The 14707-nt window shown below is 58.6% G+C and carries 13 protein-coding genes and 3 pseudogenes; 5 read left to right on the forward strand and 11 right to left on the reverse strand.

The features are described from left to right. The coding region (gene tnpA / locus GCT13_RS44020; RefSeq protein WP_152767639.1) for an IS200/IS605 family transposase at positions 1-190 on the reverse strand (190 nt) is incomplete at its 3' end. 194 nt (positions 191-384) lie between these two features. Here tnpA and GCT13_RS44025 point away from each other — a divergent pair. The 3 genes from GCT13_RS44025 to GCT13_RS44035 all read left to right on the forward strand — a co-directional run bounded on the left by GCT13_RS44025 (position 385) and on the right by GCT13_RS44035 (position 1752). Next, on the forward strand, positions 385-654 hold the full coding sequence (locus GCT13_RS44025; protein WP_152768005.1) for a DUF1488 family protein: 270 nt from the start codon (positions 385-387) through the stop codon (positions 652-654). A gap of 463 nt (positions 655-1117) precedes the next feature. Further along, a complete protein-coding gene (locus tag GCT13_RS44030) occupies positions 1118-1411 on the forward strand; it encodes a toxin-antitoxin system TumE family protein (RefSeq protein WP_152768006.1) in 294 nt (97 codons plus the stop codon). Beyond that, positions 1408-1752, forward strand: a complete 345-nt coding sequence (locus tag GCT13_RS44035) for an HVO_A0114 family putative DNA-binding protein (protein ID WP_227747326.1) — start codon at positions 1408-1410, stop codon at positions 1750-1752. Before GCT13_RS44030 ends, GCT13_RS44035 begins: the two co-directional genes overlap by 4 nt. Here the strand turns inward: GCT13_RS44035 and GCT13_RS44040 are convergent. The 3 genes and pseudogenes from GCT13_RS44040 to ltrA form a co-directional block, all read right to left on the reverse strand. Further along, complete coding sequence (locus tag GCT13_RS44040; protein ID WP_456093729.1) at positions 1685-2284, reverse strand: DUF7713 domain-containing protein; 600 nt, start codon at positions 2282-2284, stop codon at positions 1685-1687. The two genes, GCT13_RS44035 and GCT13_RS44040, sit on opposite strands and share 68 nt — an antisense overlap. 312 nt (positions 2285-2596) lie before the next feature. Continuing rightward, positions 2597-2865: pseudogene (locus GCT13_RS44045) on the reverse strand (HU family DNA-binding protein). Between the two features lie 62 nt (positions 2866-2927). After that, the gene (gene ltrA, locus GCT13_RS44050; RefSeq protein WP_152768007.1) at positions 2928-4631 is read right to left on the reverse strand and encodes a group II intron reverse transcriptase/maturase; all 1704 of its coding nucleotides are present in this window, start codon (positions 4629-4631) and stop codon (positions 2928-2930) included. A gap of 936 nt (positions 4632-5567) precedes the next feature. Here ltrA and GCT13_RS44055 point away from each other — a divergent pair. Next, positions 5568-6011 (forward strand): SET domain-containing protein, encoded by a 444-nt coding sequence (locus tag GCT13_RS44055; RefSeq protein ID WP_152768008.1) that lies wholly within the window; start codon positions 5568-5570, stop codon positions 6009-6011. A 466-nt stretch (positions 6012-6477) separates the two neighbouring features. Here GCT13_RS44055 and GCT13_RS44060 read toward each other — a convergent pair whose 3' ends face one another. Next, the gene (locus GCT13_RS44060; protein ID WP_321575021.1) at positions 6478-8283 is read right to left on the reverse strand and encodes an AIPR family protein; all 1806 of its coding nucleotides are present in this window, start codon (positions 8281-8283) and stop codon (positions 6478-6480) included. Between the two features lie 478 nt (positions 8284-8761). Here GCT13_RS44060 and GCT13_RS44065 point away from each other — a divergent pair, with 478 nt between their 5' ends. Beyond that, entirely contained in the window at positions 8762-9958 is a 1197-nt protein-coding gene (locus GCT13_RS44065; protein ID WP_152768009.1) for a nucleotide disphospho-sugar-binding domain-containing protein, read from the forward strand. A gap of 527 nt (positions 9959-10485) precedes the next feature. Here the strand turns inward: GCT13_RS44065 and GCT13_RS44070 are convergent. The 6 genes and pseudogenes from GCT13_RS44070 to GCT13_RS50195 form a co-directional block, all read right to left on the reverse strand. Beyond that, positions 10486-11487, reverse strand: a pseudogene (locus GCT13_RS44070) (IS91 family transposase); the annotation flags it as partial. Positions 11488-11592: 105 nt separating this feature from the next. Continuing rightward, a pseudogene (locus GCT13_RS44075) lies at positions 11593-11799 on the reverse strand (tyrosine-type recombinase/integrase); the annotation flags it as partial. A gap of 382 nt (positions 11800-12181) precedes the next feature. Beyond that, on the reverse strand, positions 12182-13024 hold the full coding sequence (locus GCT13_RS44080; RefSeq protein ID WP_152768011.1) for a tyrosine-type recombinase/integrase: 843 nt from the start codon (positions 13022-13024) through the stop codon (positions 12182-12184). After that, positions 13021-13929 (reverse strand): tyrosine-type recombinase/integrase, encoded by a 909-nt coding sequence (locus tag GCT13_RS44085; RefSeq protein ID WP_152768012.1) that lies wholly within the window; start codon positions 13927-13929, stop codon positions 13021-13023. Before GCT13_RS44085 ends, GCT13_RS44080 begins: the two co-directional genes overlap by 4 nt. Further along, positions 13926-14402: a tyrosine-type recombinase/integrase gene (locus GCT13_RS44090; RefSeq protein ID WP_227747328.1), complete on the reverse strand. Its 477-nt coding sequence runs from the start codon at positions 14400-14402 to the stop codon at positions 13926-13928. Before GCT13_RS44090 ends, GCT13_RS44085 begins: the two co-directional genes overlap by 4 nt. Before the next feature lie 61 nt (positions 14403-14463). Next, on the reverse strand, positions 14464-14707 hold a 244-nt coding region (locus tag GCT13_RS50195; RefSeq protein ID WP_407670898.1), incomplete at its 5' end, for an IS3 family transposase.

The raw sequence follows: 14707 nt of genomic DNA on the forward strand, positions 1-14707 counted from the left end.
TGTGAACGTGATCCCCCATCAGGTGCCCTTCGACAATTTTCGATTCCTTGTGGGACGCCAGCTCATGAAATATCTCTCCGAGCTGCCGACGCAACGCGCCGAATATCTGCTTCTTGCGCCGCTTCGGGATGAACACCACGTGATACTTGCAGTCCCATCTCGTGTGGCTCAGGCTCTGATACTCTTTCATCGTGAATCTCCTTCTCTTGGCAGAGACAGGAAATTCGCGCCGACCGTCGTAAAGGTCAAACCTTGGTGAGTCCACCGGCAGAGCCGGTGGCTTACCTCACTGAGTTAAATTAGCTGCCCGATACCCAGACTGCATCGCGTATGCAAGAATCCGGGTGACCCGTTCTAACGCGGACGCGTTTTCCTTTTACCGCTATGGAAACCCTGGACCTTGAACCGCAGGTGCTTGCAAACCGTCGTGGCGTCGCTTTTGGTCTCGTGCATCAGAATGTCACGGTCGACTGCGTGATCACGCTTGCGGCACTCGAAACGTATTTCTGGCTCGAACCTCGGGCCAGCGACGCCCGCATCCTGAAGACCTTCCGGGATGGGTACGGTCGCATCCATGCGATCGCCGGGCGCAAACTGCTCGCCCATCCGGGTGCACGTCTCGCACTGACGGCGGAGGATTTTGCGCGTCCGTGACGACGCCCATCGACGCCCGGGTCCATTCGCACGGCCACGGTTTTCAGAGACGCGGAAAGGCCTCATGTCGCGGTGCCATCGTTTCAATTCCCTCGAGAATTCGACGATGAAGTGCGTGCAGGGATGCTCTGCTATCTCGTTGTCGGCGAACCCGTTTCCATGGCGCGAACGGCTCAACACCGGTTACCTGGTCGCACTGGCCTGGGTCTGGATACAAGCCAATGGCGCGCGGTGTGACCGGCACGAGCGTTGTGATCGCCCGCATGGCGGCCGGCCTCGCGCCCGATGTGCTCGGCGCATCCGGGCTGACGAGGGAAAAGTGCTGATGCCACTCTTCACGGATGGATGGCGTCCCGACTACCGGCCGCCTGTTGTGTGCGAGATCCACCGCATGTGCGCCGCCCGTGTGCGTCGCCCATTATGGCGCTTGACGCCATAATGGGCATATGGCATCCTGCGCCATATGAAGAAAAAAGCCACACTCCTGTTCGAGGACCGGACCATCTACCCGGACGGAGCCATTCTCGAAATGCGCATCTGGCGATTACCGGAGAGCGACGGCGAACGACCGCACGGTCTCAAGTACAGCCTGTTTTATGGTCGGGCTGGTCAGCGAATCATCGGCTACGACAACGAGCGAGGCAAAGGCGACCACCGGCACTACCGGGATCGGGAAGAGCCGTACAAATTTTCGACGCCGGAGCAGATGATGGCTGATTTTCTGGATGATGTAGAACGTGAGCGAGGTGAATCATGAGCAAAATAAACGTGCATGTTGGTGGCGCGCGGGATATGGGTCGTCGATTCGCGGCGGCGTTCGAGCGTGCGCAGGCAGGCGAGAATTTCGAAGAGCGGCACGTGACGTTTCTGTCGCTCGAGGAGATGCTGGCTGCACTGTCGCCGAAGCGCCTTGAGATGCTTCGTCATCTACATCGCGAAGGCGCAGAGAACGTGAAGGCGTTGGCAACTGCGCTGGGTCGGGACTACAAGCGTGTCTACGAGGACGTGGTGATGCTTGAGAACGCTGGCCTTATTGTGCGCGAAGAAGGTCGTCTGACCGCACCGTGGGACGCGGTGACCGCCGAGGTTTCTTTGTGACCGAATCGCATACGGTTGGCTCCGGAGCGATGATGTCGTTTAGTGGCATGTATGCACCATGTCTCGGATCCACCAGTTCGATCCGGAACTGCCACCCTTCGAACGCCATCAACATTGCCCCAAATTCGGTCCAGTCGACGCGCCGGCCATCGATGAGCACACACGGCAGGCGACCGCTCTCGCCGCTGTCTTGTCCGCTGTCCCACTCGATTCGCCCACAGACCGTCGTTCCGGCTACCTCCAGATTGCCGGCATGCTCGACCAGGTGCCTGACCGTCAGAGCACGTTTGACCTTCCGCACCAGATTTTCCAGTAGCTCGAACGGATCCGGCTTTGGATCACCGAGAAGCTGAAAACGGAAACCCACGCAGTCTTCTTCTCTTGAAGCCAGTTCCAACGTCTCCAGTGAAAGCTGGTCGCCGAACAGCAGGCTGCGGAATTGCAACTGGTGTACAACACCATCCGCATCGGCCAGACGCACGGGCCTAAACTCCGGATGCTCGAAGGCGTGAAGCTCCGCAAGATGCGCCACCTCGTGCGATGTTGTTCACTCGCCGGGCCCTCTCGGCACGCAGCAACCCGTCGCTTCTTCTGCCCGTCACATTCAAAAAGCCCATCGTCCCCGCGGACGGTGGGCCTCAACACGCACCAGAAGTCGGCGAAAACCGGCAACTTCTGGAACCTTGGACGATACCGAACAGGCTGCCGTTTAACAATGGGGCGCATTGAAAAACAACAGGCGGGAGACTCGCTATCTGGTTGCATTATCAACCAGTCACGGGAAGACCGGTATCACATCGTCGCGAAGCTCCGATGGCAGTTGTGCGCGGTGGACGCTGCCTGCTCACGCCGCATTCACGACGTCCTTGAACGCCTTGCCAACCGAGAACTTCACGCAATCGTGATGGGCTCGCCCGTCGACGGATTGCGACCACTACGTTCGACGCGGGCGCCCGTCGAAAACGAACCGAAGCCGACCAGCTGGACGGTCTCGCCGCGCGTCACGGCCGCCGTCACGGTTTCAAGGATCGCATCAATGGCTTCGGCCGTGCTGGCCTTGCTTTCACCCGAGGTGGCGGCGACCGCATCAATGGTCGGGTAGCAGCGACGCATTACGGCGTCGCCGCCCCCTTGGAACGGAGCGTGCGAGTTTCCCCGCACTCCGCTCGAGCCTTTCAAAGCCCGTCTGACCGAGCCGGTTTCACCACTGAGAGTCCGAGAGCACGCACGTTCCGGCGACATTCCGGGTGCAGCATGACCAGATTACCCGGCGTGTCTTTGCCGACATCGATTTTCCGAATCACGTGGTAGAGACGCCAGCCACTGGATTTCGTGATCATCTGCTGACAGACTGGACACGAACGAGCCTGATCGAGCCACAACCGGATCAACTGCTTTCGACCTTTGAGCGAGTCGAGCATGGCGAGGCCTAACCGATCCTCGAAATACCTTTCCCACAGTGGATCGAATGGGTTCGCAGTCGCCTTGAGTTTCCGGTGTCGTCGGATTCGCGAGCCTGCAATGTCGTAGAGCTTCAGAAGTTCAGGCTCTCCTGAGTAGAGCGTTGCACCAGTCTCCGTACCAAAGACCCAGTGTTGGGCGCCGACGGTTCGGAAGTACTTCCGCCGGACCCATCCTGTACCCTTGTTGGGATGCCGGCGCTTCGCCCAGTTCCACAGACACTGCCAGACCGCATGACCGACTGCCTGAAAGGTGTGCTTCGAGACGACATGCCGATAATAGTTCGCCCATCCGCGCAACAATGGATTGAGCTTACGTATCAGTTGATCCTGTCGCATCGGCGCACCGACCTTCACCGTTTGCCTCAGCTTGCGCAAAAAGCGCTGGACGTTCGCTCGGGCAGGCTTGATCAACAGCTTGCCGCCATACTTGCGCACGTTCATGCCAAGGAACTCGAACCCATCGTCAATGTGCGTGATCCGGGTCTTTTCCGGCGATAGTGACAATCCACGTTCCGCCAGAAACTGCTCGACCGTTGGTCGCACGACATCCGTCAGAGCTTCACGCGTTACGCCAGTGATGACGAAATCATCTGCATAACGAACGATGTTGACCTTTAACGAATTTTTGCGGCCGCTGTGATACTTCTCCTGCAGCATCCGCTCCAGCCCGTCTAGCGTCATGTTCATCAACGTGGGCGAGATGATTCCACCCTGCGGTGTGCCCGCTTCTGTTGAGTGAAGGACGTGGTTATGAAGGTAGCCAGCCTTCAGCCAGCCTCGCAGAATCGCTTTGTCCAAAGGGATGTGGGCGATCAGCCAGTCATGCGAGATTTCATCGAAGCAGCTTCGGATATCCGCTTCCAGAATCCACAATGCAGAGCTTTTTCGTGCCAATGCCCGAAAGCACTGCTCGATTGCATCGGCAGTTGACCGCGTAGACCTGAACCCATATGAGTTCGGATCTGCGGTGGTTTCCGCGACGGGTTCGAGGGCCAACAGATACAACGCTTGCTGAGCTCTGTCGGCCATGCAAGGAATTCCCAGAGGGCGAGTTTTTGTCCCGTTAGCTTTCGGGATATATATCCGCCTCAGCGGACGCGGCCGATAGCCGCGCCGTTTGAGGGACAGCACTGCTGCGAGTTTGGACTTTGGAGTGGACCAAGTGATGCCATCCACGCCCGGTGTCCGTCTGCCCTGATTCTCAGTCACTCGCTTGACGGCGAGTGCTTTGCCGCTGAACGAGTGGGTTAGCAGCCATTGCAAGGCTTTCACCCTGCCCTGTTTGCCGGCCTGTGTGGCCTTCACGATACGCGCCTGCAGCCTTCGAACCTCGCGATAGCATCGGGCCCAGTCAATGCCGTGCCAATGTGTCGCGCGATCGGAGGACGCACCAATGCCCGAAGGCGGCACTGTCATCTGCTTTTCCTCCTTTGAAGGTTAACCAAACTCTCTCGTGACGAAAGACCGGACGGAAGTGGGCTTGCTTTCGCACGCGGTAATGTCGCAACCGCTATGCTGTCCATTACAGACAGCCATTCGCTTTTTCCGTCGTCCCTTACCTGCCGCGCGTCAAACAAGATGAGAGACGCGCCACACTTACCCGCATCGCCAACAGCTTCCCTTGCGGGTTGCCTGCCCACTGGGCAGCGATACGGGCTTACCATGTTCCGCTTGAAAAACACGATGGGTTAGGTCCTGCCTCATCCGCCGGTAGCTCTGTCGTCCGTGTATTCCCAAGAACTAGGAGAATAGCCAGCTACGTTGCCTATTTGGCTACAGCCTGTCAGTACCTTTGGCTGCTCACAGGTAACGACGTTTATAGCAGTTCACTTCTGTTGACCATACCATCAAGCCTAGTGCACAGGCCGCATCGGTACTCGCAGCCCGGTGCTACATTGTCCTGACCGCTTCGGACCAGAACGTTACCGATCTCGCCCGGGTCAGTAGGCTACCGCTGACGGAACAGCGGACTCTGTCACTGTGATGTGCTACAGGCAGAGCAATTCTTCAAACGACCTCATGTCGCACAGTTCCTGCCTGTTCATGTGTGAGCTCCCTCTGATAAAAGCGCTCTCCCAGTGCGCGACAGGACGCTCAACCCTAACGCATGTCTACGGCGTCCCGCAACCGCGCGGCTGTCGAAAAGGCATCGCAGCATAGGACGCTCGTGACCAGGCACCGCGCTACCTGCTGACTGACTCTGGGCGAAGCCGGGCCGGTTCGCGCGGAAACCAGACAGTTAGTTGCATAGGAAACGACATGCCTTGTGTTGAATACGGGCGATGGCAGCGATATGCTTCGCAGAACCGGAATCACGGGCACTGACACCCTGCAGGCGGGAAACGACACACAATGCGACTGAAACGCATAGCAGCACGACGCTCATCCGTACATGGCAAGGGCCTCTTTGCGCTGCAGCCGCTCACCGCCGGCGAGCGGCTCATCGAGTACAAGGGCGAAGTGACCAGTTGGCAGCGCGCCGCCGCCCGTCAGCGGTCCGAGGCAGGCCACACGTTTGTGTTTGGTCTGTCTGACGGTCGCGTGATCGACGGCAGCCGCGGTGGAAACAGCGCCCGCTTCCTGAACCACGCATGTGCACCGAACTGCGAGGCGATCGAGATGGGCGATCGCGTGTTCATTCATGCGCTAACCGACATCGCGCCCGGCCATGAGCTGTTCATCGACTATGCACTGGTCATCGACGGCGAACTCAACGACGAGGTCAGGGAACAGTACGCGTGCCGGTGCGGCACTGCCGGGTGCCGGCAGTCGATGCTCGGGGCGGCAGGCAACTGAGACACCTGGCCAACACGTCTTTACCCACCCGCATACCATCCCGCTTTTGCTGACATTCTTTTCGGCCACGCGCGACCCGCGCTCTCACAAACCTTCGCCGCCGCGTTGACGTCAGTGCGGACGCGGCGCCACAGCGAATGGCTGTTCCCGGGCAGACCGGGGATGCCTCTTTGCGACCCACAACGGTCCTTCGTCTCTCGCACCTGAAGGGGCCGCTTCGTGGGTACAACAGTCAATCGGGCCGTTGGTCTGGCCGGCAGTTTGTTGGCTCCGGCCTCTCGGACATCAGGCCAGCCTTTTCTCTTCTTAAAGACTCAACGACTGGGCCTCAGCGCGTCGCTACGGCTTCCGAATGCTCGTCAAATGCGCCTACCGAAGATGGGCCGACACTCGGGCTAGACCTGCGCTCGGTCACAGCCTGAATTGGAACGTCTCCAAATAGCCTGCCCCCGGCCCGCGCACGGAGTCATTCGACCGAAACGGCTATGCCTTGTAGGGTTGCTTCCACGGATGGAATCGCACGCAGGGCTCCTAGTTGCGTTCCCACCTGGTCGACGATTCTCTTCAGCGCGTTTTCCTGATCTAAATAAGCTGCGAAGTCTTCGCCGATTCCCTGCACTACAAATGGCAACACCATCTTAATCACTGGCACCCATTTTATTACAAGCGATTCGATTTCGTTATTCTTGCGCAGAGACTCGTGGTAAGTGAACTTCACAGTTTTTGCATTTAGGGGTTTTCCGCATATAACCGACGCTAATGCGCCGACCACAGCGATCACGAAATTTTTCGAACGCAATCCTTGAAGAAACGCCAACCAGGTTTTTTCTTGCTCTGTGGGCGTAGCTTTATCGTTGAGCTCTTTCTTAATGTGTTCGATCGCCTTTGAGACTGCTACTGCCACAAGCAAGTGTTGGGCTTTGGTTTCATGAAAAGCGCTATCGTAGACCGTTTTCGTCTCGAACACGTAGTTTTTGCCGCGATTAGCGCTCACATAATCACCGTGCAACGCCACCAACGGTTGAGCCGCGATCTCAATCCCAATTTCTGCAGCCGCACTGTCAAACCCCCGCTTCAGAGAATAGGTGTGGCCCAATTTGCTGAATTCAAGCTCGAGCTGCTTTTGCTCGGGACTATTGCTGTAATGATCCCAAGTCGTGATGTAGTTTTGAGTGTTGTTATATTCAACTATCTTTTTTACTTTTTCCGGGTCGTTGCAGACGATGACCTTGCATAGAACGCTGATTTTTCCGATCGCCTCAAGATCTGTCGCAGACGATACCGATCCGGTGGTCTGTGCGCCATTTATAATCGAGATTCCCTCGAACGTCTTGAGATCATCGCTCACCGACGTTGTGAGAATGGAAATTCCGTTATTGAAGACGAAAAAATCATTTGGCGCATTTTCGGCAGTAGCACGGATTGCGTTGTTTATCTTTTTCCTGCGGCTCATGCCCATAAATCCTCGGTAGTTAGCCGAGAACAACTCATTGCCGTGTTTTTGAAACAGCTCATAGAGCCATCGACCATTCACGAATCCGATATGCGCCTTCCAACCGTCGCCTTCCTGGCTGCTAATGATCTGGCCGTCAAACTCAACACTCTCGCGTACAACAATCTGCTGTGAGTATGCAATGTACAGCTTCTCCATTGAGCTGCAGCCAAGTTCTTTCTGAGTGACCAGGATTTCTTTTCCGGCGAAGGCGTTTCGCAAGTACGCAGCGCAGGTCTCCAGCTCTTTCCTAACGTTCTCCGTCTCGCCGCAATTATGCGTGTAAAGCAATTCGACACCGTCTAACTCTTCGGATTCGAGTAGCGCGCGAACTTCGCTAATTTTTGTTCGCAATTTTTCGGGAACGTCATCCAGATCCCCGACCGTTAGCCACGCGAGCCCGGCGTTGAGATCCGAGGCCTTGTTTGCTGACGCTGCCACTTTGAAAGCTCCGTTCGCCGTGTAATACCCTTGAGCGATGTAAAGGGTGGAATTCTGAACGTAGAGGAAGTCGATCTTCTTGTCACCCGAACCGTCAGTCAGGCCGTCGGCAGCTAACTTGTCTATATCCGGTTCGTCGAGATATGCAGCCATACACCAAAGCTGATGCGCGTTTCCTTCACCATATTTATCGATGAGGTCTTTTCTTTTTCGGAATGCTTCTAGGTGCGTCATGTTCGCGTGAGAGTAACGGAAGGCGGCCAGTATCGCGTTGTAGATTCCAGCCGTCAACAACTTGCGAGTCATCGGCACCCGCTGTTCAGCGCTGGCGGCATCCACCCGTCGCCGCAACCGCACGACTTCTGAGTACAACGGCCGCCTGAATGCTCAAGCAAGGGGCCAGGGCGATGTTTCTTCGTGGCCGAATCCGGGCCGACGGCCAACGCGTCAAACCGACCCACTGCCGCCGTCCGATCCAGCATACCCAAAACGGCGGCTCTCGAGGTACATCGGCCGCGCATTCAGACAAGCCCCAGGGGTCCAGACGCAATAGACAGAGCTTTTCGTCGATTCCGAGGGGATGGCGATTGCTTGCCGACTCGTTGCGGTCCTTCCCGCCTTCGCAGGCGACGTCGGCGTCAACTTTTAACGGCCTTCCGGTAGTTCGCGGCCGCCTCCTCCTGTTCCGAGGTCTATCATGTGTCAAGCCCCCTTCGCTTGGCAGCTCGGCCGGCGTGCTAGATAGGAGAAGCATCGATGATCGAATCCGCAGATGTGATCGTCATTGGCTCCAGCGGGCTATTGGGCTACGCCTGACATGGCCCGCTACGCGTTCCTCACCTGGGACGGAGCTGGCAATCAGCCTCCTTCGGTCGGCATCGCTCAGACGCTGGTCGATCGTGGACATCACGTGGTGTTCGCCGGCTACGCGGGGCAGCAGGAATATTTCAGGGCCCGCGGCTTGCGATTCGTGCCGCTGCCGCGCGCGTCCGCGGCGTGGCAGGACCTCCCTCCCCCGAGGATGTTTGCGGTGAAGCTGCGCTCGGTCTGGGCCGCCGTGGAGCATCTTCGCGATGTACCGCAGTTCCTGACCGAGGAGCAGCCCGACGTACTGATCGTGGACTGCCTGATGTTCGGCGCTCTGGCGGTACTCGAAGACGCGGGCGTGCGGACAATGAATCTCGTGCACAGCGCACCGGGTGCGCTCATGCCGCCGGGCGGGGCGTTCGAGGCACGGCTGCTCGACCCGGTGAATCGCGTGCGCAAGGATGCAGGGCGGCTGCCCCTGAAGAATCTCCGGGCCGCATGGGAGTCATTTCCGACTCTGTGCACGAGCGTGCGTGAACTGGATCCCCTTGCCGCGGAGGCACCGCCGTCCTTCGACTACATCGGGCCCGTTTGGGAGCGGGCGGCACCATGCGACTGGCAGTCCCCCTGGCCGCGCAGCGACAGCCGACCGCTCGTGCTCGTGAGCTTCTCGACTGGTCCTTACTGGGACCAGCGGTCCCGCATCGAACGAACTCTGTCCGCGTTGGCCGAGCGTCGGTACCGGATCCTGGTCACGTCGGGCCGGACAGACGTTTCGCGGATCGCCGTCCCCTCCAATGCAGTGCTCGTCACGGGACTGCCCCACGCCTGCGTTCTGCCCTACGCGGCGGTCACGGTCACGCACGCGGGCCACGGTACGGTGGCCGCATCGCTCCTGCATGGCGTGCCGCTCGTGTGCCTTCCAAACCCTGCCGCTGATCAGCCTGCGCTCGCGGCTCAGGTGCAGGCACTGGGTGCCGGTCTTTCGCTCGACGGCGAGGCTGCAACACCCGATGAGATAGCAGCAGCCGTGGACAAAGTCGTGAGTGATCCGTCCTATGCGGCGAATGCCCGCTCGCTCGGCAGGACGATCGCAGGCGCGCCCGGGGCGGCGGCGGCGGCCGATCGATTGGAGCAACTCGCTCGGTGGGACCAGCCAGGCGACCCGAAGTCCGCGCCGACCAGATGCCCTCCGCAAAGTCATTGAATGACCGGTCCTGATCATCCCCTGGTCCCAGCCAACGAGCGGTCTCCATGAATGAGCGGCAGCAACGAAGCTGGACGGTTCGTGCTCACGTCAACTCATGAGGGTCCGTTGTCTGGGCGAAAGCAGTCGCCCATATGTCCGACGGCCGGCAGACGCGAACGACAGTTCCTGTTTAGGGTTGTAGGACGCCAGCCCAAATTCGTCAGGCGCGCCAACTCGCCCGGGCGCCAGCGGGCAGGCGTCCTACAAGCCCCAAGGGAGGAAACCGCGGAGTGCTCCAGTATGGTCTGAACGCTTTCGCCGTTATGGCGATTTGGTCGATCACATTGAGAGCATGGTGAGTAAAAACGCGAGTGATCGTGAACCTGGGCCAGCGCGATCGCGGCGGCGACATTGCAGCGGATTGCTATTGCGCGGGCTCGGCCGTGACGAAGCTGCTCGTTTGAACCGATAGACGCGGGCGTCTCCTATTGGCTCTCGTTGCCGAGAAGCCGACCGTTTATCGACGCACCCTGACACGATAAAGTTCATGTGTAGGCTCGCTCAGGCGGTGGTGCCCGGATAGGTCTGCTGCGTTGGAGTATGTCGATGATGAGCATCGGCGAACCGCAGTGCCTGCAAACGAAGGTTGGCTGCACTGTCGCGGTGGCTACGATGTTGGCACCGAGTTTGATACCGGTAGGCACTTGGCCCAGCAACTCGCGTATCTTCGCCAGATTCCCGCGCCGCGACGGATTCGCCAGCAGGCCGTAGTGGCGGATGCGGTGGAAGCCGCCAGGCAGCACGTGCATCAGGAACCGGCGCGCGAACTCATCGGCGTCGAGTGTCATGGTCTTGTTGCGCGTGCGCCCGTTGACGCGATAGTCCTTCCAGCGGAAGGTGACGCCACGGTCGTCGAGCACCACCAGACGTTGGTTGGAGATCGCGACTCGGTGCGTGTAACGGGACAGATAGGCCAACACCGCTTTGGGTCCCGCAAACGGGCGCTTGGCATACACGACCCATTCGCATGCGCGCAATGGCGCAAGCCATTCGGCAAAGGCACTCACATGGTTGAGGTCGGCGTATTCGCCGAAGAAACGCAACTGGCCGCGGCGATAGGTGGCCTCGAGTTCTTCGAGGAAGAGTCGCCGGAACAAGCGTGAGAGCACGCGCACTGGAAGGAAGAAACCTGGCTTGCATGCCACCCACCGGTTTCGGTCCGGCGACAATCCACCACCAGGAACGATGCCATGCACATGAGGATGGTGCGTGAGCGCCGAGCCCCAGGTATGCAGAACAAGAGTGGCACCGATCTGTGCGCCGAGGTGCTTCGGATCCGCGGCGATGATGCGCAACGTCTCGGCCGCGATATCGAAGAGCATCCCGTAAATGACGGCCTTGTTGTAATACGCTATCGAGCTGATCGCAGCCGGCAGTGTAAAGACCACGTGGAAGTACTCGACAGGCAGGAGATCCGCCTCACGTGCTTCGAGCCATCGGCGCGCAGCGGTCGCCTGGCACTTTGGACAATGTCTATTGCGGCACGTAATGGAGTGCGCTCCATTACGTGTCTTATGGGGAGTAGTTTCGTATGGGGAGTGGACGTGTCGAGCGAGCGCGAACCGGGGAACTCGCGCTCCTGTAACTCTCCATTAAAGCTTCGCCTTGAGCATGGCGATGACCTTGTCGGATGGCCTGAACGAGCCCCTGCGCAGTTCCGGAGGAACGATTGCGTTGAGTGCTTCAAGCTTCTCGGTAGGGTCGGCACGGGTGTAGATTTCAGTAGTAGCCAGATCGCTATGTCCGAGCCAGAGAGACACTTTTCGGATATCGTTCGTGCTCTGCAGTACTATCATTGCGCACGTATGCCTCCTATGTCTCTGAAGACATAGCCGGCACTATGTGCCCTTCCTGACTATATCGGGTGATGCGGATGAGTGCCCAACGACAGGCCGGAGATTACGGGTCGCGGCGCCGACGTGCCAGCGAATCACACGACATAGTTTCCTCTGTCCGGCAAAGCCGAGGAGCGGGGTCTGCCGGTTGGTAGCGTCGTGGTTTCGCCGTGTGGGGCGATGCCTTCGCATGGGCCTGCCCTTCAACTCAAGTGTCGCTACAAGGGCGCGAAGGACCTTCAGTCGATCGAGAGAGAACGGCCTGGTTAGGATGCCGCACGTCACGATGGACTCCTTCTCTAGCTCCGCGGGCGGGTGGAAGGATCAAGACTATCTCTATGCGACCTCACATATTTACCCGAAAAACAAGGCCTTTTGTCGAATTACAAGACATAGTCAGGAAGGGCACATAGTGCCTCAAGACGTGCGGCGAAACACGTTTCTGTAACAACGAAGGGCACTTCTGGCTCGCCGCCTCAACATGATGTTTGAGGACGTAGGCAAACCCCCAGCGGCTCATCGCATCACCCCGGGCATTGACGAACAACTCCGGTACTCGGGCCGTTCCCCGTACCGCGATCCACGCACGTAGCGCATTGGCGGTCACTTTCCAGAGGGGGAGCGCACGCTCACGTCGCCCCTTACCATGAACGCGGATACTCATCGACAGCAGTGCAACATCCGTCATCTGTAACCCCGTCAATTCTGAAACGCGCAGGCCACCGCAGATAGCCAGATGCAGCATTGCCCGATCCCGGATTCCCTCACGTGTTGTTGGGTCTGGTGCATCGAGCAGAGCCCGGACTTCCTTTTCTAACAGATACGGTACCAGCCGCGAATCAGTCTTCTTGTATGGAATGCCAAGAACACGCCTTATCTGCTCGAGCGCGATGGGCTCGCGATACTCGAGGAAGTGGAAGAACGACCTGATTGCTGCCAGTCGAACATTGCGGGTCTCCGGTGAGTTTTGTCGTTCATCTTCAAGATACTCCAGAAACGCACTGATCATTCCGGCATCGAGCTGCTCCAGCGCAAGCGACGAGGGAGACACATTAAGCCGTTTGGCGGCAAACTCGAACAGGAGCTGGAAGCTGGAGGCATAAGAGTCGCAGGTATGTTGACTGGCACCTCTCTGATGTGCGAGGGTCTCTCGAAGGAATGCCGAGACGTGGGGAGCTAATCGAGTCATTTCTGTTCTCCGATGAGGAAGTCCTCGGCGGTGGCTGCAATATCGCGCAGGAGTTCCGGAGTGGCCTCGATGTACCAATAGGTATCGTTGATGTTGGCGTGGCCTAGGTACGTCGCAAGGGCCAGCATGTGCTGCCCGACGCGGTCCCGGCCTTCAGGGCTCGCTTCGAGTGCACGAATGGCGAACGTGTGCCTGAGCCCATGCAAACGCGGGCTCTGGCCGTTGGAGGAAGGGCCAATGCAAGCCAACTTCAGCAGCTTCCGGAACGTCCAGTAGGCAATCGTGTACCTGAGCGGGTGACCGTCGTCATCAACGAACACATGGTCATCGCCCGGATGCGCCAGTCGCCGCAGCGTTAGATATTTGTGCAGCCCCTCCGTCGCTGTATCGTGGAGAGGAACCAGACGACTCTTCTGGAATTTGCTCTTTCGAATGACGAGTCCCTCCGGCGTAATGTCGGCAGACCGTAGATTCAGGGCTTCCGATACGCGCAGACCAGTGGCGGACAGCAGAGCGATCAACGAAGCATATGTCTGTGGACGCAGTGCGTTGGTGGGCTCGAGTTTCAGCGCAGCGTGGATCAGTTGTTCAATGTCGGTCCGTGTATAAATGTACGGAGCCCGCCGGGTCTTTCGGTAGGCGAAGTACCGCACCGGCGGCAACTCATGGTTCTGATCCTCTATGAACAGGTACCGCGCGAACCTGCATACGGTCTTCAGCCGCGCGTCACGCTGGGCTACCGATGCAGCCTCAGTTGCCCAGTCGATAGCAGTCTGTGCGCGGACGTGCGTTTCACCACGATTGACGGCGAAGCGCGCGAAGCTGCGCAGCAGGTATTCCACGTTCGACATCTTGAATCCCGCGGCCCGACACGCAGCGAGATAGGACTCCACGGCGGACATCATTTCATCACCTCCGGCCAAGGCTGGGCGATTCGCCTGAGCAGTGCAAAGTCAATCCTGGCGTAATAGGCCGTCGTGTCGATACCGCGGTGCCTGAGAATCATGCCGATCTGCTCGAGGGGAAGACCGTGACGCAACATCTCGGTCGCCGCTGTGTGTCGCAGCAGATGTGCGCCCTTGGCGGGTGAACTCACCTTGGCCCGCTTGAGCGCGCGTTTCACTACCGAGGAAATGGCATCGCCCGAAACAAACGGCTTGAAGGGAGCAATGTTGCGTACGAAGACGCGGTCATCTCCTGTCACTCGGGATCGGGATTCGAGATAGCGCAGGAGTGCCTCACCAGCGTCTTGGGGCAGCGGGAGTCGAACTTCATAACGACCCTTACCCGAGACCCGCAGCGTCCCGGTTTCCCACTCAATGTCTCTCATTCGAAGGTTTGCTAGGTCGCCCGCACGCACCCCGAGTCGCACGAGCAACAGAATGATTGAGGTTGACCCGGTTCAGCGGACCGATCTGCAGTCAGAGATTGAATGTGATTTAGCCTCCATTGGGCGTTGAGCAGCGGGTTGTCCACGGACGGGCAGCGGGGCGCTTCTCTCGCCCATGACGCTGCCCGGCGGTGGGCAACCCGCGATGCGATGTCGGTTGATGTGGCGCATGCAGGTTTTCAAATTCGAGCGGCGAGCAATAACCGATGCTGCTGTGCAGGCGGCGTATGTTGTACCAGCCTTCCAGGAATGAGAACACACGTCGACGCGCCTGTTCATGCGTTGCGAAGTGC

This window comes from Paraburkholderia franconis (assembly GCF_009362735.1).
Lineage (GTDB): Bacteria > Pseudomonadota > Gammaproteobacteria > Burkholderiales > Burkholderiaceae > Paraburkholderia > Paraburkholderia franconis.